This window comes from Propionibacterium cyclohexanicum (assembly GCF_900111365.1).
Taxonomy (GTDB): Bacteria; Actinomycetota; Actinomycetes; order Propionibacteriales; family Propionibacteriaceae; genus Propionibacterium; species Propionibacterium cyclohexanicum.
On the sequence record NZ_FOGZ01000003.1, the window covers coordinates 1 to 22,014 of the forward strand.

The 22,014-nt window shown below is 67.3% G+C and carries 20 protein-coding genes and 2 tRNA genes; 13 read left to right on the forward strand and 9 right to left on the reverse strand.

The features are described 5' to 3' along the window. Nucleotides 1–180 precede the first annotated feature (180 nt). Nucleotides 181–960: a dioxygenase family protein gene (locus BMX93_RS02180; protein WP_091967591.1), complete on the reverse strand. Its 780-nt coding sequence runs from the start codon at nucleotides 958–960 to the stop codon at nucleotides 181–183. A 271-nt stretch (nucleotides 961–1,231) separates the two neighbouring features. Beyond that, on the reverse strand, nucleotides 1,232–1,699 hold the full coding sequence (locus BMX93_RS02185; RefSeq protein ID WP_091967287.1) for an HIT family protein: 468 nt from the start codon (nucleotides 1,697–1,699) through the stop codon (nucleotides 1,232–1,234). A gap of 268 nt (nucleotides 1,700–1,967) precedes the next feature. On the opposite strand from BMX93_RS02185, the gene BMX93_RS02190 reads away from it, so the two are divergent. Both BMX93_RS02190 and BMX93_RS02195 read left to right on the forward strand, forming a co-directional pair. Then, nucleotides 1,968–2,765, forward strand: coding sequence for a metallophosphoesterase (locus tag BMX93_RS02190; RefSeq protein WP_091967289.1), 798 nt, complete (start codon nucleotides 1,968–1,970; stop codon nucleotides 2,763–2,765). A 169-nt stretch (nucleotides 2,766–2,934) separates the two neighbouring features. Next, a complete protein-coding gene (locus tag BMX93_RS02195) occupies nucleotides 2,935–4,053 on the forward strand; it encodes an ABC transporter ATP-binding protein (RefSeq protein WP_091967291.1) in 1,119 nt (372 codons plus the stop codon). A gap of 216 nt (nucleotides 4,054–4,269) precedes the next feature. On the opposite strand, the gene BMX93_RS02200 is transcribed toward BMX93_RS02195, so the two are convergent. Together BMX93_RS02200 and BMX93_RS02205 are read right to left on the reverse strand one after the other, a co-directional pair. Beyond that, nucleotides 4,270–4,851, reverse strand: a complete 582-nt coding sequence (locus BMX93_RS02200; RefSeq protein ID WP_091967293.1) for a hypothetical protein — start codon at nucleotides 4,849–4,851, stop codon at nucleotides 4,270–4,272. 49 nt (nucleotides 4,852–4,900) lie between these two features. Continuing rightward, nucleotides 4,901–6,205: a MinD/ParA family ATP-binding protein gene (locus BMX93_RS02205; protein WP_483878446.1), complete on the reverse strand. Its 1,305-nt coding sequence runs from the start codon at nucleotides 6,203–6,205 to the stop codon at nucleotides 4,901–4,903. A 236-nt stretch (nucleotides 6,206–6,441) separates the two neighbouring features. On the opposite strand from BMX93_RS02205, the gene BMX93_RS02210 reads away from it, so the two are divergent. Together BMX93_RS02210 and BMX93_RS02215 are read left to right on the forward strand one after the other, a co-directional pair. After that, nucleotides 6,442–7,743, forward strand: coding sequence for a Mur ligase family protein (locus tag BMX93_RS02210; protein ID WP_177170023.1), 1,302 nt, complete (start codon nucleotides 6,442–6,444; stop codon nucleotides 7,741–7,743). Then, nucleotides 7,740–8,516 carry a type 1 glutamine amidotransferase gene (locus BMX93_RS02215; protein WP_177170033.1) on the forward strand — a complete coding sequence of 259 codons (777 nt, stop codon included), beginning with the start codon at nucleotides 7,740–7,742 and terminating at the stop codon, nucleotides 8,514–8,516. Before BMX93_RS02210 ends, BMX93_RS02215 begins: the two co-directional genes overlap by 4 nt. 255 nt (nucleotides 8,517–8,771) lie before the next feature. On the opposite strand, the gene BMX93_RS02220 is transcribed toward BMX93_RS02215, so the two are convergent. The 4 genes from BMX93_RS02220 to BMX93_RS02235 form a co-directional block, all read right to left on the reverse strand. Continuing rightward, nucleotides 8,772–12,746 carry a bacterial Ig-like domain-containing protein gene (locus BMX93_RS02220; RefSeq protein WP_177170024.1) on the reverse strand — a complete coding sequence of 1,325 codons (3,975 nt, stop codon included), beginning with the start codon at nucleotides 12,744–12,746 and terminating at the stop codon, nucleotides 8,772–8,774. A gap of 197 nt (nucleotides 12,747–12,943) precedes the next feature. Further along, nucleotides 12,944–13,016: transfer RNA gene (locus BMX93_RS02225), tRNA-Lys, on the reverse strand. A 60-nt stretch (nucleotides 13,017–13,076) separates the two neighbouring features. Next, the gene (locus BMX93_RS02230) at nucleotides 13,077–13,442 is read right to left on the reverse strand and encodes a GroES family chaperonin (RefSeq protein ID WP_425438731.1); all 366 of its coding nucleotides are present in this window, start codon (nucleotides 13,440–13,442) and stop codon (nucleotides 13,077–13,079) included. After that, the gene (locus tag BMX93_RS02235; RefSeq protein ID WP_218139189.1) at nucleotides 13,435–13,794 is read right to left on the reverse strand and encodes a DUF3618 domain-containing protein; all 360 of its coding nucleotides are present in this window, start codon (nucleotides 13,792–13,794) and stop codon (nucleotides 13,435–13,437) included. Before BMX93_RS02235 ends, BMX93_RS02230 begins: the two co-directional genes overlap by 8 nt. A 132-nt stretch (nucleotides 13,795–13,926) precedes the next feature. Between BMX93_RS02235 and BMX93_RS02240 the strand changes: the two genes are divergently transcribed. From BMX93_RS02240 to BMX93_RS02260, 5 genes are all read left to right on the forward strand, one after another. Next, complete coding sequence (locus BMX93_RS02240) at nucleotides 13,927–14,421, forward strand: peroxiredoxin (protein WP_091967597.1); 495 nt, start codon at nucleotides 13,927–13,929, stop codon at nucleotides 14,419–14,421. An 11-nt stretch (nucleotides 14,422–14,432) separates the two neighbouring features. Then, on the forward strand, nucleotides 14,433–15,434 hold the full coding sequence (locus BMX93_RS02245) for a LacI family DNA-binding transcriptional regulator (protein ID WP_091967303.1): 1,002 nt from the start codon (nucleotides 14,433–14,435) through the stop codon (nucleotides 15,432–15,434). Nucleotides 15,435–15,743: 309 nt separating this feature from the next. Then, complete coding sequence (locus BMX93_RS02250; protein ID WP_091967304.1) at nucleotides 15,744–16,466, forward strand: L-ribulose-5-phosphate 4-epimerase; 723 nt, start codon at nucleotides 15,744–15,746, stop codon at nucleotides 16,464–16,466. Between the two features lie 24 nt (nucleotides 16,467–16,490). After that, the gene (gene araA, locus BMX93_RS02255; RefSeq protein ID WP_218139199.1) at nucleotides 16,491–18,005 is read left to right on the forward strand and encodes an L-arabinose isomerase; all 1,515 of its coding nucleotides are present in this window, start codon (nucleotides 16,491–16,493) and stop codon (nucleotides 18,003–18,005) included. 152 nt (nucleotides 18,006–18,157) lie between these two features. Further along, nucleotides 18,158–18,239: transfer RNA gene (locus tag BMX93_RS02260), tRNA-Leu, on the forward strand. 87 nt (nucleotides 18,240–18,326) lie between these two features. Here BMX93_RS02260 and BMX93_RS02265 read toward each other — a convergent pair. Further along, nucleotides 18,327–19,292 (reverse strand): quinone oxidoreductase family protein, encoded by a 966-nt coding sequence (locus tag BMX93_RS02265; protein ID WP_091967307.1) that lies wholly within the window; start codon nucleotides 19,290–19,292, stop codon nucleotides 18,327–18,329. A gap of 72 nt (nucleotides 19,293–19,364) precedes the next feature. Here BMX93_RS02265 and BMX93_RS02270 point away from each other — a divergent pair, with 72 nt between their 5' ends. From BMX93_RS02270 to BMX93_RS02285, 4 genes are all read left to right on the forward strand, one after another. Continuing rightward, nucleotides 19,365–19,817, forward strand: a complete 453-nt coding sequence (locus BMX93_RS02270) for a MarR family winged helix-turn-helix transcriptional regulator (RefSeq protein WP_091967309.1) — start codon at nucleotides 19,365–19,367, stop codon at nucleotides 19,815–19,817. Between the two features lie 64 nt (nucleotides 19,818–19,881). Then, nucleotides 19,882–20,706, forward strand: coding sequence for a cobalt-precorrin-6A reductase (locus BMX93_RS02275; RefSeq protein WP_091967311.1), 825 nt, complete (start codon nucleotides 19,882–19,884; stop codon nucleotides 20,704–20,706). Between the two features lie 10 nt (nucleotides 20,707–20,716). Next, nucleotides 20,717–21,355: a precorrin-6Y C5,15-methyltransferase (decarboxylating) subunit CbiT gene (gene cbiT / locus BMX93_RS02280; protein ID WP_091967313.1), complete on the forward strand. Its 639-nt coding sequence runs from the start codon at nucleotides 20,717–20,719 to the stop codon at nucleotides 21,353–21,355. After that, nucleotides 21,352–22,005, forward strand: coding sequence for a precorrin-8X methylmutase (locus tag BMX93_RS02285; protein ID WP_091967315.1), 654 nt, complete (start codon nucleotides 21,352–21,354; stop codon nucleotides 22,003–22,005). The genes cbiT and BMX93_RS02285 overlap by 4 nt, the downstream gene beginning before the upstream one ends. Nucleotides 22,006–22,014: the final 9 nt, after the last annotated feature.

Consider the following 22,014-nt stretch of genomic DNA (forward strand, 5'->3'; position numbering starts at 1 on the left):
CTGCTTGTCCGTGAACACCCGATACCGCGAACCCGTCGACCTCACCCAGCCAGCATCCCGCGCGCCTCACCGAACATATGGGAGACACGCCCTAGCCCCCGGCCTCCGGCCCCCAGCACCCGGCACCCGGCACCCGGCTTCAGAGTCTGATGCCGGCGCAGACGGCACCAGGAATCCGCCTCAGCTGAACTGCCAGCTCCGCTTGGACAGCCCGAACCAGAACCCATCGATCACCGTCCGATTGTCCAGCGAGCCCGAGGCGTCGGCCACGCCGAGGGTAATGAACAGCGGCGCCCAGTGATCCGGCCAGGAGTGTGCCTGGTTGGCAGCCGGGGCCTTCGCCGCATAGTCGAGCAGCGTGTCGACGTCGTGGCGGCGCATCGCCTCGTCTGCCCACTGGTCAAACTCCGAGGACTCTGCCCGGGGCGTCTGCTCGGCGCCTTGCTGCCCGTCGATCCACTTGAGGTTATGGGTCGTGAAGCCCGAACCGAGAATGAGGACGCCTTCCTGGCGCAGCGGCGCGAGCTTGCGCCCCACGGCGAACAGCGTCCGCGGGTCGACGCCGGGCATCGACATCTGCAGCACGGGCACATCGGCCTGAGGGAACATCTCCTTGAGCGGCACATAGGCGCCATGGTCGAGACCGCGCTGCTCATCGCGATGCACCTGGCCACCGAGCAACTGCTCCACGCGCGCTGCGAGCTCGGGCGCCAACGGCGCGTCATAGCGCACCGTGTAGTAGTGCTGGGGAAAGCCCCAGAAATCGTAGGTGAGCGGAACCCTCTGCTCACTGGCACCGAGCGTGATCGGCTTCTCGTCCCAGTGTGCCGAGATCACCAGGATCGCCTTGGGTCGCGGCAGATCAGTGCCCCACTGGGACAATTCGGAAGTCCACAGACGGTCATCGGCAAGCGGTGGCGCACCATGGCTGAGGAACACTACTGGCTGGAGTTCGGTCATGACCACCATCATAGTTTATTCTTCAACTATAAAACAGTCGAATCTCGAACCTGTGACTGAACTTGACGCGCCGAACCCCCCAGTGACGCCGCGACGAGGGGCACCGGCCCCGACCGGTCGGCTCGCGGGCACCAGGCACCGCCGTCGCCGGACTGTCCGCAGCCCTCGGCTGCGTCGCGGCCGACGGGACTGCGTTACCGAGCGGGTGGCACGGGCATCTGTCAGCGCCACCCGCTGACGAATTCATCGCGGATTCCTTCGAGGACCCCCGTCAGCCGCTGGCGGCCAGATTCCGGGCGATCTGCTTGCGCAACTCCAGGTGCACGGCGCTGAACGCGAAACGTGGGTCTGACCACCTGCTCGCCGGATAGAGCCACACCGGCTTGCGCACCAGCTCCGCGGGCTCCCAGTCATAACGGGGCCAGACGTGGGCGTGGAGGAAGGGATCGGAATTCCCCAAGATCTCTATATTCACCCTGCGAAAAGCCTCGTCGTGCTCGCGGCAGGCGTGCTCCACCGCATCCGCTAGCCGCTCCACATCGTCGACATAGCGCAGCCTCTCGGCGCGCGGCAGATCACTGAGCACGCCCACCCCGGCACGGTCGACGAGCGCGAGGCTGTATCCCGGCAGGAACTGCGTGTCGCCCATCACCGCGAAGCTCGTGCTCATCCGCGCCATCACCAGCGGATTCTCCCCTCGGATGGCCGACCCGATCCGATCCTCGCGCCAGTTGTCCACCCGTCGACGCTAACAAGCGCACTCGACCATCGCGGCACCGGCCTGCGCACGCTCGCCTCCGGTGAGCGGGGCGAATGCTGTCTGACATCGTCGCGCCGCACAGCCACTTCACCGAGTGATCACGCACTGTTCCACCCCTCGTCACGCTCCTGAAATCCAGACTTCACATCGTGTCGCGAACGTATCCGGTGGACTGCCGAGCCCATGGCAGGTCAGCTCGAACACAGCTCAGCTCACTCACAAGCTCGTAGCGGAACCAGGGAGACCGATGAGTCTGGAGAGCGCTCAGCCGACCCTCGTACATCTCAGCGACATCCACGCCACCCATCGCAGACTCCTCTACGGAACGGTGGATGGCCTGGCCAGACTGCGAGCGGCCGGCCAACAGCTGCGGGACGCCCGCGTGTCACCCGAGGCCGTCATCATCACCGGCGACCTCGTCGAACGCGGCGAGGAATTGGCCTACCCCGCTGTCGCACAGGCCGTGCGCGAACTCGCCGATACGGTGGACGCCCCGGTGATCACCGCCATCGGGAACCACGACGACCCGGTGGCCGCCCACCAACTGCCCGGCCACGCGGCCGCCCACCACCAGGTGGTGATCGTCAACGGCTTGCGCATTGTGGTGCTCGACTCCCATGCCGGCCTTCTCGGACCCGATCAGCTCGCCTGGCTGAGCACCCAGCTGACCCACCGCGCCGCCCGCGGCACCATTGTGGCTCTGCACCATCCACCACTCGGTTCCCCCCTTCCCGCCTTGGCCAACGCTGGCCTGCGCGACGCAGACAGCCTCCTCGACGTGCTCTGTGGCTCCGACGTGCGGCTCGTCCTCGCCGGGCACTTCCACCACTCGATGTCGGCGGTGGTGCGCGGCATACCCATCTCGGTCGCTTCATCGCTCGCCTACCACCAGGTGATGAACGCCGGCCCTGAGGCAGTGAGCGGGCACGACGAATCGCAGTTCTGCCTCATCCGTCTCCTGCCCCACGGCTTCAACTCCACTGATGTGCACCTCACGAGCCCTGCCCCGCTGTTCTCCACTCCGCTGCCGGCCCCCACCCACTGAGGAAGAACCACGGAAGACATGTCACGACATGCCGATGTTCCGGGAGCCGCTGCCCTCAACGCCGCAGTCCGGCTCAATGACCCCCGGGCTCGCACAGCCCTGGCGAAGGAGCTGGCCATAGCGTGATTGGCCTGGTCACCCGGCGTACTTCCTGAGAAAGGTCATCGGCATGTCATCGGTCACCCTGCACCGGGTATCGCTGCGCTATCCCTCTGGCACGATGGGCCTCCAAGATGTCGACCTGCACGTCGACGACGGAGAATTCCTCGCCCTTGTTGGCCCCTCGGGTTCGGGCAAGACGACCCTGCTCCGTACGGTGGCTGGTTTCCTGGATCCCACTCGGGGCACGCTGAGCCTGGGCGAGCGGATGGTCGCCGGAATCGACCCCTGCGCCCCTTACAGGCGTCTCGTGTCCGTGCCGCCCGAGCAGCGCCAGCTCGGCGTGGTCTTCCAGCAGCATGCGGTCTGGCCGCACTGGAGCGTCGGGCACAATGTCGAGTACCCGCTGCGGGCGGCCCATCTACCGCGCGCCGAACGCCGCCGCCGCATCGAGGAGGCACTCGCGCTGGTGGGCCTGGAAGGCTTCGCGCAACGCGACCCCGCGACCCTGTCAGGTGGGCAGCGCCAGCGCGTCGCGCTGGCCCGCGCGCTGGTCTGCCGGCCGCGCGTCCTACTGCTCGACGAGGCTCTCTCCGCTCTGGACGAGCCGGCGCGCGACCAGCTGCGACGGGAGCTGTACGCGCTGACCCGTGAGCTCGGCCTGACGGTGATCCATGTCACCCATGACCGATCGGAGGCGCTGACCCTGGCCGACCGGGTCGCCGTCATGGACGCTGGGCGCATCGAGCAGGTCGGCAGCCCCGAGCAGCTCGCCGCCTCGCCGGCGACGCCGTTCGTGGCCCAGTTCCTGTCCGACGCGACCCTCGTCGAGGGCACCCTCGGCCCCGCAGGCTTCGCAGGCGCCCATGGATTGCACCTGCCACGATGGGCACAGCTTCCCCGCTCGGGAACCGGCTTCGTGGCAATCCTGCCCGATGCCGTCGAGGTGGACGATGGCCCGCGGACCAATGCCGTGGTGCGCTCCTCTCTGCTCACCGCCCAAGGAAGCGAGGTGGTCCTCGACATGGAAGGACTGATCCTTCGGGCTCGCTGTCGCGGATGGCACCCCACCGCTGGCCAGCGGGTGAGCGTGCGGGTCAGCAGCGCGATCTTCTACCCGGGCGACAGGCCGGCGACATCCCATCCCGCCCGCCTGGGCCGCATACCCGCCGAGACGGTGCGGCCATGACCCGTGCCCTCATGCGTCATGGCCAGACGCCGTGGAACAGCGAGCGGCGTCTCCCCCATGCACACCGACGACCCGCGCGCACCCACGACCCGCTCGATCGACCCGCTCGATCGACCCGCTCGATCGACCCGCTCGATGCGAGCGGCTGGCGCCAGGTGCCCTCCTCGAGGCAGGCTCAGGTCACGTGCGCGCCACAGCCGTGAGCAGATGCTGGGCTCACAGCCACAAGAGCCATCCGGTGACCAAGGCGACCAGGGGCGGGACCGTCGCGCCGTAGATGGCCTGGCGCGGGGTATGCGCGTCGATGAGTACCCTCGCGACGGCCACGACAGGCACCAGCACGAACAGCGGCAAGAACGACGGACCGCCCTCGATCACCAGTGTTGCCACCACCACTCCCAGCAGCCCGGCGTGCGCAGAGACCTTTGTCCAGAAGGTGCCGAGCATGAGGGCGCCCAGTCCTGCCGTCATGGACAGCTGGGCCACGACGAGGCCCTGCGGCGCGCCGATCCCCCAGTAGACCAGCCCGGCTGCCAGTTCCATGCCGATGACGACGAACAGCAGGACGACCCGCTGACCCCGATGTGGCACATTGAAGGATTCGATGATCCCGGCCACTCGCAGGACAACGGCGAGCGCACAGGGGGGCAGCGCACCGAAGACCAGGCTTGCGGCAGCCCATCGCCAGCCGCCCGCGATGAAGCCGATGAGGACCAGCCCGACCGGCACAGTGACCGCCGGATGGAAGAGCAACGAGGTCAGTTGGGCGAAGCCACGGGCGGCTGCGTTCGATGTCATGCGCCCTCCCGATGTGGTCAGTGCAGCGACGGGTGCGATGACGTGTCGCTCACAGGCCTCGCGCCACAGCCGCCCCGGCGCCCAGCCATGCGCGCTGGGTCTGCGGCGCCAGCGCATCGTAGCGAAGCACGCCGCCGACCATCGCCTGGTCGAAGGGGATCGTCACGACCTCCCTGGCCAGCGACTCGAAGCCCTCGACGATACGGCGGATGTCGGCACTCGAGGCCTTGCTGTCGGCCTGCGTGACGATGGCGACGGCGTTCCTGGCCAGCTCGGCCGCGTGCGCATCGCGGGTCTGGAGCGCCTCGAGCAGCAGCGCACCGGCCTCGGCGTGGTCGTCGCGCGTGCTCGTGACGACGACGATCTGGTCGGCGTGATCGATCATCCGTCGCCACATCGGATCGGACTCGTCATTGCCGGAATCGATGAACACCATCCGGTAGTACTTGGTGGCCACGGTGTGGATCGCGTCGACGTCTCCGGGCCCGACGCGCTGCTCCTGCGCCAGGGCCATCGGCTTGCTGCGCAATACATCGAAGCGGTCGCGGACCTGGTGGTGCACGAACTGCTCCAGGTCGGCGGCCTGGGCCTGCGGTCCGAGCAGGTCGTCTATCTCGGGCAACAGGTCGAGCAGGGTCGATTCGTGGGGGCCCTGTTCGGTGCGCCAGCCCAGCGTGCCGCGCGTCTGGTTGTTGTCCCAGGCGAGCACCCCCGAGCCCCCATAGCGGGCAAACACCGCGGACAGCAGCACGGTCGTCGGAGTCTTGCCGGCACCGCCCTTGCCATTGACGATGGCCACCGTGCGCGGGCCGTCCCAGTGCTGGCTGACCGCCTGGACGTCCTCGCGCTCGGACCTCTCCTGTGCACCGGGCGCGAGATGGGTTCCGAAGGTGCGATTGAGGCTGCCCCGCCAACCCTGGGCGGCAGGCTGGTCCACCTCATCCTGGACGAGGAAGGAGCGGCGAGCAGGTCTCGGCTCGGCGTCCTCCTCGGTGCTGGGCTCGTCGGAGAGCTGAGCCGCCCTCGAACGGCGGGGCTGCGAGGCGTCCATTGCGGGCCCGAGTTCCATGTCACGATCACTTCCGTCGATCCGATAATGCTGCTGACCCTGAGGGCTCACCACCAGCAGATGGTACTGCCTGCCGTCCGCGCGGGCCGCGGCGCTGACTTGGGCGATGGCCTGCCTGATGGCCTGCGCCGTCGTCTCGGTGCCCTGCACCGAAGTGCGTCCGTTGATGGTCAAGGTGAGCGTCGAGGACCGGTCGATGAGCGCCAGCTGAACGGCCTCGGTGGACCCGGCCATCTCCCCGGCAGTGCGCCCCGGCCACGCTGTCAGTCGATTCATGTCACTCACGGCAAGCTCCCCCACCCATATTCGGCCATCTCCAGGCACACAACCCAAGACTGTCATGCCGACGATGTGGCCGCCCGTCACCGCCACCACTGTCTTTCGACAGCGTGTCTCTCGACAGCTTGTCTCTCGACAGCGTGTGTCGTGGCAGCGTGTGCCTCCACTGTGCGTCCCAGCCTGGGTGTCCCAGTCCGGCGAGCCCGCAGGAGGCAGACCGGCGTGCTGCCACAATGGGGGCCATGGCTTCGATTCCAGCCGCGCAGGTCCAGCGCGGACGCCCCATCGGTCCCGATCTGCCCCGTCGGGCCTGGCGGGGCGCGGCGATCGGCGCTGGGAACCTGGCGGCATGGGCCTCCAGGGCCAGCGGCCGCGGAAGCGGCGCGTCGATCCGCGGACAGGTGATCACGACGCTGTATCCTCGGGCATTCGCCGAGCTCATCGCCGGCCGGCGGATAGCCGCTGTCTCCGGGACGAATGGGAAGACGACCACCACACACCTGCTCACTGCGGCGCTGCGGTCATCGGTGGCTGACCCGCACGACGTCGTGACCAATGCCGACGGGGCGAATCTGCGCGAGGGAATCGCCTCGGCGCTCTCGCAGCGCATTCACGCCCCCATCGCGGTCCTGGAGACCGACGAGCAGGTGGTGCCCGATCTGGTCCGGTTGGGGCACCCCGAGGTGCTTGTCATGCTGAACTTCAGTCGCGATCAACTGGATCGGCACCACGAGATCAAGTCGCTGGGCAAGAAGTGGCGCGACGCCCTGCAGGCGCTCGGGGAACAGGGCCCGGTCGTTGTCGCGAACCTGCACGACCCGCTGGTGAGCTGGGCCGCCGAGGCGGCGCACACCACCATCTGGGTGGACATGGGCGTCGGGTGGACCCAGGACGCGGCATTGTGCCCGGAGTGCGGCGCCGTGCTGCGCTACGAGCTCTCGGAGGGCTGGTCGTGCCCTGGGTGCGGTCTGGCCCAGCATGCGCCCGACTACGCGGTCGACGCCGAGGGTCTCCGGGGCCCGGAGGGGGCCCACTGGCCCCTGCAGTTGGCAGTGCCCGGCCGTTTCAACCGGGGCAATGCGGCATGCGCGCTGGCTGCCGCCGTGGTCATGGGCGTGCAGCCCACCACGGCATTGCAGGCCATGGCCGGTGTCACGGCACCAGCGGGGCGTTTCTCGATCGGCCACTTCGGCGAGACGAGTGCCCGGCTGCTGCTCGCCAAGAATCCCGCGGGCTGGTCCGAGTCGCTCCTGGTGATGCAATCGGACCCCGTGATCCTCGCCATCGACTCGGCAATTGCCGACGGCACCGACGTGAGCTGGCTGTGGGATGTGGACTACGAGCAGCTCGCTGGGCGCCATGTCGTCTGCACCGGACCGCGCGCCCAGGACCTGGCGGTGAGGCTGTCGTACGCCGGTGTCGGGCACAGCCTGGTGCCCTCCCTCGGCGAGGCGATGCACGCCCACTACGACGGCACGGTCGATGTCTTGGCCACGTATACGGCCTTCCTCACTCTTTGCAAGATGGGCGGAGTCACATGGTGAGCCACAATCCGGTCAGGATCGTTGTCGTGTACCAGAGCCTGCTGGGCATCTACGGCGACCGGGGCAACGCGATGGTGCTGACCCAGCGCCTGAGGCGCCGCGGGATCGACGCGGAGCTGGTCATGGTGGAGCCGGGCTCGCCCGTGCCGACCGACGGCGCGGTCTACCTGCTGGGAGGCGGGGAGGATCTGGCGCAGGTGGCGGCCGTGAACGCGATGCGCGCCGATGGAGGGATCTTCCATGCCCTCGAGGACGGCGCCGTGCTGTTTGCCGTGTGCGCCGGCTACCAGATCGCCGGGAACACCTTCACCGTCGGCGACCATGACGAGGTGATCGAAGGCCTCGGGCTCGTTGACGCCACCACCAGGCGTGGTCCGGTTCGCGCGGTCGGCGAGGTGCTCTCGCACTGGACACGTCCCGACGGCCTCGAGGTGGTGCTCAGCGGGTTCGAGAACCACGGCGGGTATACGACGCTGGGGCCAGCCGCGAGGCCGCTGGCGCGCATCGAGCTTGGAGTGGGCAACTGCGGCGACGGCACGGAAGGCGCGGTGCAGGGCCAGGTGGTGTGCACCTATCCGCACGGCCCGAATCTGGTCCGCAATCCCGCGCTGGCCGACTGGCTCCTCGAGAAGGCGCTCGGGAGGACCCTCGGAGAGCTCCCAGACGAGCAGCTCAACGAGGAACTGCGTGTGCTGCGTGAGCAGCGGATCACCGTGGCTCGCCATTCGAAGAACCTCGCGGAGGACACCCGCTGGCTGGGTGCCCGACGCTGAACCGGCTGGGACCCACGGCATGGCGCAGGCCCGAGCCGACGACATGGCCCGGTTCGGCATGGCGCGGGCCCTGTTCGATGGCACGACTACTGCCCCGGCCACTACTGCGCCTCTGCCGCCATGGTTCTGGGGCGATGGTTCTGGGGCGATGGTTCTGGGGCGATGGTTCTGCCACCACAGTTCCGCCACCGCGGCTGCCACCACATGGGGGTGTCCCGGGCACATGGGCCCAGGACACCCCCCCCTTTCACCCGCTCAGGCGCGGTGCCGCCGGAGCCTGGCCAGGCCAAACACGCCGCCCGCCAGGATGAGCAGCAGCCCGGCCAGCACCGCCGCGCCACTGGCACCGGTATCGGGGAGCAAGCCGCCTCGGGCCTGCGGGGTCTGCGACGCGGACGGTTCGGAGGTGGGGGGTTCGGAGGTGGCCGATGAGGCGCGATCCGTGGAGCCAGCGCCAGCAGAACTCGGCCCGGCAGCGGTCGGCTGACCGGCCGTCGGGGAGACCGTGCCCGGGACAGGTGACGAGGGCGCTGTGCTCGCAGGAGCCGAGGGGCTCTGGGAGGAAGCCATCGCGCTGACAGTCACCTGGAACGAGGCGGTGATCGACCGATCGGCTGCCAGCGCCACCGACCCGGTCGCGGTGCCGGCCTTCGTGAGATCGGGAGCCGTCAGGATGTACTCATCGGGCGACAGTATGCGCGTCGTGCCGTCCTGGAGAGTCGCGGTGACCTCCAGCCCCGAGGGGTCGAAGGAGCCGCCCTGCTCATACTGGGCCTTGGCCGGCGGCTTGGTCACCTGGATCGAGACGACCTTCTCGGCCGTCACGGTGAGCACGAACTCGGCGCTGGCGGTGCTCCCCCCGGCATCTTTCACCGTGAGGCTCACGTGGTGATCCCCCGCGGGGATTCCGGACACGAACGTCAGGGAGTTGGTGGCATCGTCCCAGCCGATCTTGCCATCCGCCGTGTCCCCGGACAGGCTGATCGCCAGCGGGCTGACCCCGGTCAGGGTGAACGGCTCGGAACGTGCGCTGTCATCCTCCCGGATCGTCTGGGTGGACGGGCCATGGATCGACACGGGAGTCGGCACGGTCAGCACAAGGGCTGGGGCCATGTCGGCGCTCGCATGGCTGAGTCCGCCGGTGGCGGCTCCTCGCGTGCTGACGAACCGCAGCTCATTGGTGCTCGAAGTGTCGCCGATCGCGAACAGAATGGACGTCTGCCCGGCGCCGAGTGCTTGCGCGACGAACTTGGTCACGTCGACGCCGATACGGCGCCCGTCGATCGGATCGTTCTGGTGATTTCCGCCACCTTCGGGAACCACGGTCGAGCCGAGCGTGAACGACTCGGACGAGGCGGTGTTGTCCTGGGTGGCGGTGAATTTCGGCATCGACTTCCAGGTCATCGCGGAGACCGGGCAGCTGGTGGCCCCGTTTGTGCAGACCGTGTCGCTCACCGGGGTCACGAGGAGCCGATCCGTCGTATCCGCGGGAACCGACGAGCTCCGGTGGCCGACATAGGTGAGCTCCAGTGTCGCCTGCTTCGGGACTTCACCGGCCGTGAGCTTGCTCAGATCGACCTGCACATAGCTGATTTTCCCGTCGCCGTTTCCGGTGGTGTATTGCTCACCCAGGAGCCCGTGACCGGTGTTGCGGACGATGAGGGTGAGATCGGAGGAATTGTTCACCGATTGGTCACCCGACCATGCGCCGACCCAGGTGTCTGCGGTGACCGGCACGGATTCCGAGGTGGACTCCGAGGAGTCCACCGTGATCTTCACAGCAGTGGTCACCGGACCATAGGCACCGGCCTGGGCCCCCTTGTCCCTCGCCGCGAAGGTCACGGTCGGGTTGGTTCCCACATCGGTGATCGAGGGCTTCCAGCTGAACACGCCGGTGGCCGGATCGAACGAAGCGCCCTGCGGGACGCCGGTTGCGCTGAGCACGACGTCATCGCCATGGTCCGGGTCGGTCGCTGCCACCGTGAACCGCAAGAGGTTGCCGCTCTGTATGCGGGCAGTGCTGAACTGGGGCGAGGTGAAGACAGGAAGCGCATTGGAGATCACGTCATGGCTGGCGCCCTGGGGATCGGTATAGGTGAACGCCATCTCGGACACGCCCGAGGTCGTGAGATTGGCCTGGTTCGTGTAGGCGACGATGCTGGGCCCGTTGGAGAAGTTGTTGAGCACCAGATGGCCGACATTGCTCACCTTGTTGGCCACCGGTGTGGTGAACCCGAGCCCGTCGAGCCGGACGTCGGGAATCGGTGTCTTGGTGATCGTGTAGTCGGCCCCGGAGCCGTTCGGGTTCGGAGCGTATCCCTCGTCCCTCTGCTGGGCGGCCGTGATCGTCTGGGGGGTGCCGTCCCCGCCTGTCACATCCAGCCCGGTGGCGATGCCCGCCGAATCGATGGAGCTGTTCTTGACGCTGATCGACTGGATGCGGGGATAGATGTTGGAGCTGCCCATCACATCGATACCTTTGACGGTCATCCCGGTCGGGTTGAAGTTGTCGAATGAGTAGTTCTTGAGCTGGTAGCCCAGGGACTGGTAGCCGAGCCGGATGCCATTGCCCGCACCGGCCGACCAGCTGAGCTGATTGCTGACCGAGATATCGGCGGAGTCGGCATTGTCCCACTCGTTGGAGTTGTAGCCCACCCGCTTCGAGACCGCCTCATAGGCAGCCACCGCATTGACATAACCTTGCACATCGGCGCTTCCGGTGCCGAGCTGGAAGTGTCGCATGGTATCGGAGTTGGACGGTGTGAAGCCATTGCTGGGGTTGTAGTGCCCCGAGGCGAAGGCATCGTCATTGCCCATCGTGAACACGCCATTCGCGGTGATGTTCTGGCCACTGGCGAAGTCCGTGCCATCCACCCACGGCTGGGCATAAGGTGTCAGGCCCTTGATGTTGTTGAACGTGACGTTCTTGGCAGTATGCGTTTCCCAGTTCCACTGCTTGACATCGCGCACATAGGTGTCGTTGAAGGCGATGTCGTGCGAGTGCACGATCATCACGCCCCCCTGATGCTGGCTGGAGTAGGCGTCATGGAGGTCCCCGCCGGCCTTGTTGGTGTAGTTCGCGACACCGTTCCCGTCGAACATCCCCCGGCCGTCGATCTCGATATTGCTGGATCCCCAGATGCCGATGGCTGGTTCCATGGCCTCCGTATTGGCCTGCACCCGGTTTTGCAGAAGAGCGCCCTCGTCGGTGTAGATCTTGAGCTTTCCACCCTTGAGCTTGCTCCCGTCGAACCCGGTGATCTCCAGACCCGACCACACATAGCTGCCGGCTGGGAAGTAGAGCGTATTGAGTGTCCCGGGATTGTCAGCGATGGCCTTGAGTGCTGCGCTGAGCGCATAGCTCACGTCATTGCTCGCCATCTGGCGCTCATCCGGATAGTGGACATTCGAGGTACCGGCGGCGACGATCTTTCCGGCTGCCGTCTGCTGGTTGGCCGGGATCGGGCTTCCTGCCACTGTCTGACCTGCCACCGAGCTCTTCTGCGACGCCACGGCGAGTTGTGCCGTCGAGTTCGGGTGCTTCGCGAGGTATTCCTTGGCGAATTCTTGGAAATTGAGTACGCCGGTGGCGGTGTTGACCCCTGAGCCGTCGGGGGCGGATGTCGTGTCGAGTTTGGTCGCCGGATCCTCTGCAGGATCGTTGATGATCGCCAGATAGGGCCGGGCGGATATGTCGGTCACACCTCCATTGACCGAGACCAGGGCGTAGTTCAGATTCGCAACCGCCGACATCTGGAACGTGATGGTGTGTCTGTCGGCACTCACCGAGATCGCGCTCGCGGGGTAATAGCGAGTCGGATAGACACTGACGGTGTCCACTGCGACAGTGGGCAGCGTCACGGTGATGACTGGAGTGCGCGATGTGGACGAGAATCGGGCAATATCGGCGTTGTGGCCGCCCTTCGTGTACTGAACCGCAGTAACGGGCGTTCCGTTGGCGGAGACCGTGTACTTGGCCGAGGCCACATCCGGACTCTGCGATATCGCCCCAGAGATCACATCGGGGCCAACCCCGCTTGGCGCATAGCTGTGAATCGCGCCGTTGTCCTCGGCGACCGCGGGACGTGCTGCCACGAATGAGGTTGAGCCGAGCATCATGGCCCCTACGGCGATGCCCGAGATCACCCGGCGCAGCCGCTGCGCCCGTGAGCCGGCACGCACTCCGGTTGCGCCGCCTGGATTCGGCCGGATACCTCTGAGATACGCCATCGTCATCCCCCGCTCGCACGACCCACCGACATGGTGTGGCCTCGACGGTGCGCGTCCGTGCACACCGGTGGTTACGATAACATCGTCGTGCGCAGAGCCGTCAAGGGTTCCTGGATACGAACGCAATTCGCCGAAACGCGATACACCTGAACGCGATTTGGGGGGCACTCAGTGAGTGCCCCCCAAATCCTTCGCAGTGCGCCGCCAGGGACTCGAACCCTGAACCCGCTGATTAAGAGTCAGCTGCTCTGCCAGTTGAGCTAGCAGCGCGTGCGTCAAAGAACTATAGACCCGCTCACCGACCAGACCAAATCCAGGCTTCCGCTCGCCTCACAGGTACAGCCCGGCCGAGCCCTCGCCCACCTGCTCGTCCGCGACACCGTGCAGATCGCGCTCGCGCAGCAGCACATAGACCTTCGAGCGCACCTCGACCTCCGCACGATCCGCTGGATCGAACAGCACACGTTCACCGGCATGGACCGAGCGGACGCTGGGTCCGACCGCCACGACGCGTCCCCATGCCAGCCGATGGGCAATCTGCACCGTGGCGGGAATGAGGATGCCGCCTTCGCTGCGGCGATCTCCCCTGTCATCGTCCATTGCCACGAGCACCCGCTCGTGAAGCATCCGGATGGGAGGTGCCGGCTCCGTGACCGGAGGGTTGGCCGCAGGACCCGAGTCCGGCAGCTCAGCCACGGGCGACCCTGGATCCCACCGCGCGCCCGATACCGCGGATCGACACGACGACGAGCACCACTCCGACCGCGGCGAGCACACCCGTGCCGATCCGGTCCCAGCGCGGACCGCCCTCGTCGACGACGGTGGCCTTCACCTTCTCCTTGCCGTCCTCGATCCGCTGCTTGACGGCTGCCACCGCGTGCCTCTTCAGGGCAGTGGGATGAACCTCGGAGACCAGGCCCTCGACGTTGGCACTGAGCTTGTCTCGATTCGATGCGATCCGCGCGCGGAGACGATCGATGTCTGAGTCGTTCTTGGCCACAAGGTCCTCCCGTTGCTGAGGGTCGTCACCTGCGGATAACCGCGTCACGATGACGTCTGATCGGTGGACCCAGCCTATTCCCCCCGAACCCCCTGGGACGACCGAGACTCCCGGCCCGGGCCTGCTCATCGTAGGGGGACATCGCCGCAGGCCAGCCGGGCATTGGCCTAGTGTGTGGTCATGAACCAGTTGTCCGACGGCAGTACCGCCCCCGAATTCGCCTTGCCGGATGCCGAGGGCAAGATCACCCGACTGGCCGATTACCCTTGCCAGACTGTCATCGTCTACTTCTATCCTGCCGCGATGACGCCCGGTTGCACTGTTCAAGCCATCGACTTCTCGGCCTCGCTCGACGATTTCGAGAAGGCCGGATTCGAGATCATTGGCATCTCGCCGGACACGACCGAGGCTCTGCGGACGTTCATCTCGAAGAAGAAGTTGAGGATCACCCTGCTGGCCGATCCCCAGCGCACGACCATCGATGCCTACGGAGTCTGGGGGACGAAGGTGCTCTACGGCAAGGAGATCGCCGGGCTCATTCGCTCGACCTTCATCATCGACGTCGACGAGCGCGGCCGAGGCACCGTGCGGGAGGCGCACTACAATGTGCGCGCCACCGGCCATGTCGAGCGGCTGCGCCGCGAACTCGGTATCCCGGCAGCTGCCATCTCCTGAGCGGGGCTGCCATGAAGGACGCCGTGCATCGGCCCTCGATGGCCGATGTGGCAGCGCGGGCTGGAGTTTCCCACCAGACCGTGTCCAGGGTTCTCAACGATCCCGGCAGCGTCGCCCCGGCCACCCGCAAGCGAGTTGAGAGCGCGATCGCCGAGTTGCACTATCGGCGGAATCTGGCGGCGAGAGCCCTTGCCGGACGCCACGCGCGAGTGATCGGTGTGCTGAGCGACATGGGCCCCTGGTTCGGGCCGACCCAGTCCCTGGTGGCGATCGAAAGGGGGGCGCGCGCGATGGGCTATCTCACCGTGGCCGGCGTGCTCACCGACGCCGCCGACCTGGGGACGACCGTCCGGCAGTTCCTCGATCTCGGCGTCGAAGGGGCCATCGTCATCGCCCACGACCGGCCCACCCTGGGTGCCGCCCGTATGCTCTCCGGTCAGCTTCCGGTCTGCCTGGTGTGCGCCGACGGTCAACACGCGGACACGGCCCAGGTGGTCATCGACCAGTACGGCGCGGCGCGGGCAGCCACACGCCATCTCCTCGACTCGGGCCGCCGACACATCGCGCACCTCGCCGGACCCATCGACTGGTTCGACGCGGCCCGCCGTGAGCAGGGCTGGCGCGACGAACTCAGCGACGCGGGCCTCGACCACATCGTGCGCGCAGCGGGCTGGCGGGCCGTCGAAGGCTATCGAGCCACCCAATCACTGCTCGCCTCGGGCACCCGCTTCGACGCCGTCTTCGCGGCCAACGACATGGTGGCGCTCGGAGCGATCCGGGCTGCCAACGCGGTGGGCCTGCGGGTCCCCGAGGACATCGCCATCGCCGGCTTCGACGACGTCGAGGGTGCCGACCAGTTCCTACCGCCATTGACGAGCGTCCGCCAGCCCTTTCCTGAGCTCGGCCTGGCCGCGGTCGGACAGCTCGGCAGGCTGCTCGCCGGGCAGGCAACCGAACCGGTCGTGCTGCGGCCCGAGCTGGTGATCAGGACTTCCAGCGCCTCGCCACGCTGAGTCCGGGGCCAGGTCACGGCTCGCCGTGGTGCTGGCAGGCACACTGCTCGCGAGTGGCTCGACCGATGCCGGCCCGAAGGGCCGATTGCCGGATGGGGCCCGAAGGGCCGATTGTCGGGTGGGGCCCGAAGGGCCGAACGGATTGACGGGAGTGTTCCAGGGTTGGACAATGATATCGATGTGAGCGCTCACATCGAGTGGGGCCGGCTAAGGCGCCGCACCCATCGCGGCCGCTGTCGAGGTCAGGGGCCGATATCCGGCGGTCAGCTGCCCCGTGCCGGGGTACCGGAGCCGAACTGAGGAGGATGGATGTCCGAGATCGTTCTAGCTGATCTGCCCGAGGACGTGCAGGCAGACGTCGCACGAACCCGCCAGGTGGTGAGTGATCTGCACGCCGAGCTACCCCGCTGGGGTGTTGTGGTGTGGACAGCCGGCAACGTCTCGCAGCGAGTGCGCTGCGCGGAACAGATCGGCCAGGATCTCCTGGTCATCAAGCCCTCCGGCGTGCGCTACGACCAGCTCGGCCCCGAGAAGATGGTCGTGTGCACCCTGGACGGCACGAAGATCGTCGATGGCACCTCCGACAAGCTCAGCCCCTCCTCCGATACCGCGGCCCACGCCTATGTCTATGCGCACATGCCAGAGGTCGGCGGGGTCGTGCACACCCATTCCAGCTATGCAACCGCATGGGCGGCGCTGCGCAGGCCGATTCCCTGCGTGCTCACCATGATGGCCGACGAGTTCGGGGGCGAGATCCCGGTAGGACCCTTTGCCCTCATTGGGGACGACTCCATCGGCCGGGGCATCGTCGAGACGCTGCGCAATTCCAACAGCCCGGCCGTGCTGATGGCCAATCATGGCCCCTTCACGATCGGTGGCGATGCCGAGGCGGCCGTGAAGGCTGCCGTGATGTGCGAAGAGGTTGCCCGCACCATTCACCTGGCCTACCAGGCCGGTACCCCCGTACCGCTCGATCCCGAAGCGGTGACGCGGCTCAATGACCGTTACCAGCACGTCTACGGCCAGCACTGACATTCGTCTGGGACGAAGGAGACAATTGTGAAGAACGCCTATGACGGCGCAAAGATCTGGTTCCTCACCGGTTCGCAGGATCTCTACGGCCCCGATGTACTCGATCAGGTGGCCCAGCAGTCCCAGCAGGTGGCGGGACTGCTCGACGAGTCGGAGGAGATCCCGGTTCCGATCGTGTGGAAGCCGGTGCTCAAGGAGCGCGATTCCATCCGCCGTGCATTCCTCGATGCCAATTCCGATGATTCCTGCGTCGGTGTCATCGCGTGGATGCACACCTTCAGCCCGGCCAAGATGTGGATCCTTGGGCTCGACGAGCTGCACAAGCCCCTCTTGCAGTTGCACACGCAGGCGAATATCGCGCTGCCGTGGTCGACCATCGATATGGATTTCATGAATCTCAACCAGGCCGCGCACGGCGACCGGGAGTTCGGCTATATCGTCTCGCGCCTGGATGTGCCTCGCGCGATCGTCGTAGGTCATGCCAGCCAGCAGCCGGTGCGCCACAAGGTGGGGGTCTGGGCCCGCGCCGCGGTGGGCTGGCACGACCTGCATCAGCTGCGAGTCTGCCGCTTCGGGGACAACATGCGCAATGTCGCCGTCACCGAGGGGGACAAGACCGAGGTGGAGCACAAGCTCGGTGTGTCGACGAACACCTGGCCCATCAATGAGCTGGCCGAGGCGATCGCCGCCGTCGACGAGAAGCGCATCGACCCGCTCATCGACGAGTACATCGAGCGCTACGAGGTGGCCCCCGAGTTGCTGCCCGGCGCCCCCCGTCATGAGTCCCTGCGCTATGGCGCACGCCAGGAACTCGCGATGCGCGATTTCCTGGAAGCCGGTGATTTCGGGGCATTCACCACCAATTTCGAGGATCTCGGTGCGCTGCGCCAGCTTCCCGGGCTGGCCGTGCAGCGGCTGACCGCCGACGGCTACGGTTTCGGAGCCGAGGGTGACTGGAAGACCGCCATCCTCGTACGGCTGGCCAAGGTGATGGGCCAGGGCCTGCCCGGTGGCGCCTCGCTCATGGAGGACTACACCTACGAGTTGACGCCCGGCAAGGAGAAGATCCTCGGCGCGCACATGCTCGAGGTCTGCCCCAGCCTCACCACCTCCACGCCCCGCCTGGAGATCCATCCGCTGGGTATCGGCGCACGGGAGGATCCGGTTCGCCTGGTCTTCTCAGCCGACAAGGGCCCGGCCGTCGTCGTGGCCCTCAGCGACATGCGCGACCGGCTGCGGTTGACCGCCAATGTGGTATCGGTCGTCGGCCCCGATGAGCCACTGCCCAAGCTGCCGGTCGCGAGTGCGGTGTGGTCGCCCGAGCCGGACCTGGCCACCTCGGCCACCTGCTGGCTGACCGCAGGAGCCGCCCATCACACCGTGATGAGCACGGGCGCCGGCCTGGAGCACTTCGAGGCCCTGGCAGACATCGCGCGCATCGAGCTGGCTGTAATCGATGCCTCGACGACGGCCCGGGAGTTCGCCCAGACCCTGCGCACCAATGCGGTCTATCACAAGCTGGCCGACGGGGTGCGCTGACCAGCGGTGATGGATCGATCGGGGGGTGCGGCGTGACGGCACTCACCCCCCGACAAGGGGCGCGCGGGTCTCGCACCCGCGCGCCCCTTGCGCAATGGCATGTCGTTCGCTCGGCGGTCCGCCGCTGTTGCATCGCTAGACTGATCGCGCTCGCCGGAGTGGTGGAATTGGCAGACACGCAGGATTTAGGTTCCTGTGCCGTGAGGCGTGAGGGTTCGAGTCCCTTCTCCGGCACGCTCGTCGCTCCCCCCTGGTGGGACAGCCGCCCAGTGGCTGTCAGTCGCTGCGCACTCCCGAGATCCACCGAATGACATCGGGGAATCAGGGCATCAGCACAGTGCGAACACCCGGCTGAGGCTGCTCGGCCCACACTGCGTGCACCTCCTCGAGCGGGGCAACCCTGGTTTCCACGGCGATGCGTCCGGCATTGATCGCCTCGACCAGACTGGGAAGCTCGGCGAGGTACTCCCGAGGCCCGATCGACCCCTGCCCGCTGCCGATGAGCCTCAGGTGGGCAGAGCGCAGTGCCGCCGAGGGCAGCACGATGTCAGGCCCCGCGACCGACCCGATCTCGATCCAGTCGAGGGGCCGGCTTCGGTCGGTCCGTGCCCTGAGCAGCGCGGGGATGGCACGCCCGCTCGGTGCGCCCCACAGATAGTCGAGTACGACGTCGGCGTCAGCCGCGGCGCCGGCAAGGGCACTGGCCGTGGCATCGAGATCCTCGGTGAGACGGACCCTTACGTCCGCGCCCAGTGACGCGAGCCTGGCGAGACGTCTCGGATCTCTGCCGGCGGCCACCACCGAGCCAGCTCCGAGCAATTTCGCAATGCGCACCGCCATCGTGCCCGCGCTGCCGGTGGCCCCCAGAACGAGCACCGCCGCGCCTGGCGTCAGCGTGATGCGCCGACGCAGCGCAACCCATGACGACATGGCGGGGTTCATCGCAGCTGCGATGCGCACAACGTCGCTGCCCTCGGGCAATGCAATGGTCCGCCGCGGATCGACGACGGCTCGGGTGGCCATCGAGCCGAACCGGTCGTCATCCAGCGCGAAGTAGACGAGAGCCCCATCGGCGCGACGACCCACACCGTCGATGCCCGGGATCTGGGGCAGGCGCCCAGAACTCGTGTAATGGGCGCCGCGTGCTCCCGAGCGGACGCGCGGATGCAGTCCCGCAGCGAGCACCTCGACGAGTTCCTCACCGGCCCGCGGTTCGGGAATCTCGATGGGCCGATAGCTCGCAGGCTCGGCGAAATCGCTGACGACAGCTGCTTGGATCTGGATCATGGGAGCTCCTCATTGGTTCGTATTGCGTACTACTTTAGTACGTAATACGAACTACCTTGCTAGGCTGGGGACATGGCAGAAGCCGAACTCTCCCCCGCCGACGCGCTCGCTCAGCTCTCCTTCCTGGTCCATGCCCGCATCGAGGCGCACTCGGGCGCCCGAGGACTGTCTGTCACGCAGATCCGCATGCTCGGCATCCTGCGCGACCGCACTCCGCTCATCGGGGAGCTGGGCGCGCGACTGGGACTCGACAAGTCGAGCATCAGCGGGCTCGTCGGCCGTGCCGCCCGGCGCGGGCTCGTGGAGCGCGTCCCCTCGGCGCAGGACCGGCGTGCCATCCACGTGCAGCTCACCGACGCCGGCAGGGCTCTCGCATCGAGCGTGCAGGCCGATGTCGAGGCTGACGTCGACACCATCCTTGCCCCGCTGGGAACACGGGAAGCAGCCCTGCTCGTCCATCTCGCAAGCCTGCTGCTCGCCGCTCAACCCGAGCCGGGCACACCCGGCACATTGGGCACCGGCTGAGCGTCCACCCGCCGCGCAGCGCTGGCGAGACATCGGGAAGAGATGATGCCGCACGCCCCTCGCCATGAACAGCTCACCACGCGATGACGGGGCGAGCGTCATTGTCCCGCTCGCTCCCAGCGAGTTGACTGGGCTCATGGACGTGCTCATCCTTGGTGGCTCCTCCCTGGGACGCGCCTTGGCCGCCGCGCTGGCCGAAGCGGGATTGGACGTGACGACATCTCTGGCTGGGCGCACGAAGACACCGAGGGCCCTGCCGGGTGAGGTTCGCATCGGCGGCTTCGGTGGAGCCGAAGCCCTGTCGGCCTGGCTGGGTGAGCAGCACCCGGGCTGCGTCGTCAATGCCGTGCACAGCTTTGCGACCGCCATCTCCGAGCACGCCAGCACCGCCTGTGCAGCCACCGGAACCCCGCTTGCCCGGCTGGTGTCCCCGAGCTGGCACGAGCTGGCCTCCAGCGAGCAGTGGATCTGGGTTCCCGATCACGATGCCGCTGCAGCGGCCGTGCGCACCCTGCCAGATCCCGTGCTGCTCACCGTCGGACGCCAGGCCACTGCGCACTACCTGGGCCTGGGCACCCGCGACATCACCCATCGGGTGATCGACGCCCCAGCCCAGCAGCTGCCCGACAGCTGGCGGCTGCTCAGGGCGCGCGGCCCCTACACCCTGGCCGGGGAACGCGAGCTCATGGACGCCCCGGGCCATCGGATCGCCACCCTCGTCACCAAGGACTCCGGAGGCATTCGGCCCGATCCGAAGATCCAGCTGGCCCAGCAGCTCGGAGCCCATGTCGTCATCGTCGAGCGCCCGCCCCAGACCAGTCAGGTACCGGTTCTCGGGGATGTCGACTCCGCGGTGCACTGGATCCAGGAAACCCTTGGCAGCCGATAGGCTGGCAGGCGTGAGTGCCGATCCCGATGCGAGCCTGCTCGGTCGGACACCGGGGCTGGACGAGGCGCACTACGAACACGACGGCCTCATCACCAAGCACGCCGTGCGGGCCGTCGTACTTGCCGCCCTGCGTCCCCTCCCCGGACAGCTGCTGTGGGATCTGGGAGCCGGTGCCGGCTCGGTGGGGATCGAGTGGTGCCGGACGGACCCGCGGTGCCGTGCGTTCGGCGTGGAGTCCAGGCCCGGGCGCGCCGCACGGGCCCGGATCAACGCGGCGCGACTCACGCTACCCGGTCAGCTCGAGGTGGTGGACGGCACGCTCGACGAGGTCATCGAGAGCCTGCCCAGACCGGATGCGATATTCATCGGGGGCGGGCTCACCGAGGAGCTCGCACAACGCTGCCTGGCGTTGCTGGGCGCCAAAGACAGGCTGGTGGCGACCGCAGTGACTCTGGAGGCCGAGCTCGTGCTGAGCCACCTGCACATGCACTGCGGCGGTGAGCTCCTGCGCATCTCGGTCGAGACCGCCGACCGGATCGGGCCCTTGCACGGCTGGGCGCCGGCACGCACGATCACGCTGTGGGCCGTTGCGGCCGGGTCAGGGGACACGCCGGCCGGCGCCCCCACCACGACATTGAGGGGACGATGATGGCGGACTATCTCAACAACGGAGCGGACATCTACCGGGAATCATTCCGGATCATCCGTGCCGAATCCGAGCTGGCGCGCTTCCCCGCCGACCTCGAGCCCGTGGTCGTCCGGATGATCCACGCCGCCGCCGATCCCGCCATCGCGCCCGACATCGCCTACACGGATTCGATCGTGGACTCCTGCCACCGCGCCCTGGCGGGCGGGGCAGCCATCCTGTGCGACTCGTCGATGGTCGCCACCGGTATCATCCGCTCGCGCCTGCCGCGCGACAACGAGGTGGTCTGCCACATCAAAGAACCCCGGCTGGCGGCACTCGCCGCGCAGCTCGATGTGACGAAGACCTGCGCAGCAGTCGACCTATGGGCGCAGGAGGGACTGCTCGATGGATCCGTGGTCGCTATCGGCAATGCCCCGACCGCCCTCCTGCACCTGCTGGAGGTGGCGCACGCCAGCGGCGCCCGTCCGGCCGGCGTGATCGGCATCCCGGTGGGCTTCGTGGGCGCCGCGGAGAGCAAGCAGGCCCTCGTGGACGACGATCTGGGACTCGACTATCTCACCTTGCTGGGCCGGCGGGGCGGATCGGCGATCACCGTGGCGGCAGTGAACGCGATCGCCTCGCGGGCCGAACTGACCAATGAGCACATCTGAGGCTCCCCC

Coding starts and splice junctions, on each gene's coding strand:
- BMX93_RS02285 (WP_091967315.1), top strand. CDS start 21,352: ATGATGGCGGACTATCTCAACAACGGAGCGGACATCTACCGGGAATCA.
- BMX93_RS02240 (WP_091967597.1), top strand. CDS start 13,927: ATGAACCAGTTGTCCGACGGCAGTACCGCCCCCGAATTCGCCTTGCCG.
- BMX93_RS02180 (WP_091967591.1), bottom strand. CDS start 960: ATGACCGAACTCCAGCCAGTAGTGTTCCTCAGCCATGGTGCGCCACCG.
- BMX93_RS02190 (WP_091967289.1), top strand. CDS start 1,968: ATGAGTCTGGAGAGCGCTCAGCCGACCCTCGTACATCTCAGCGACATC.
- BMX93_RS02195 (WP_091967291.1), top strand. CDS start 2,935: ATGTCATCGGTCACCCTGCACCGGGTATCGCTGCGCTATCCCTCTGGC.
- BMX93_RS02275 (WP_091967311.1), top strand. CDS start 19,882: ATGAACAGCTCACCACGCGATGACGGGGCGAGCGTCATTGTCCCGCTC.
- BMX93_RS02200 (WP_091967293.1), bottom strand. CDS start 4,851: ATGACATCGAACGCAGCCGCCCGTGGCTTCGCCCAACTGACCTCGTTG.
- BMX93_RS02270 (WP_091967309.1), top strand. CDS start 19,365: ATGGCAGAAGCCGAACTCTCCCCCGCCGACGCGCTCGCTCAGCTCTCC.
- BMX93_RS02250 (WP_091967304.1), top strand. CDS start 15,744: ATGTCCGAGATCGTTCTAGCTGATCTGCCCGAGGACGTGCAGGCAGAC.
- BMX93_RS02245 (WP_091967303.1), top strand. CDS start 14,433: ATGAAGGACGCCGTGCATCGGCCCTCGATGGCCGATGTGGCAGCGCGG.
- BMX93_RS02220 (WP_177170024.1), bottom strand. CDS start 12,746: ATGGCGTATCTCAGAGGTATCCGGCCGAATCCAGGCGGCGCAACCGGA.
- BMX93_RS02210 (WP_177170023.1), top strand. CDS start 6,442: ATGGCTTCGATTCCAGCCGCGCAGGTCCAGCGCGGACGCCCCATCGGT.
- BMX93_RS02265 (WP_091967307.1), bottom strand. CDS start 19,292: ATGATCCAGATCCAAGCAGCTGTCGTCAGCGATTTCGCCGAGCCTGCG.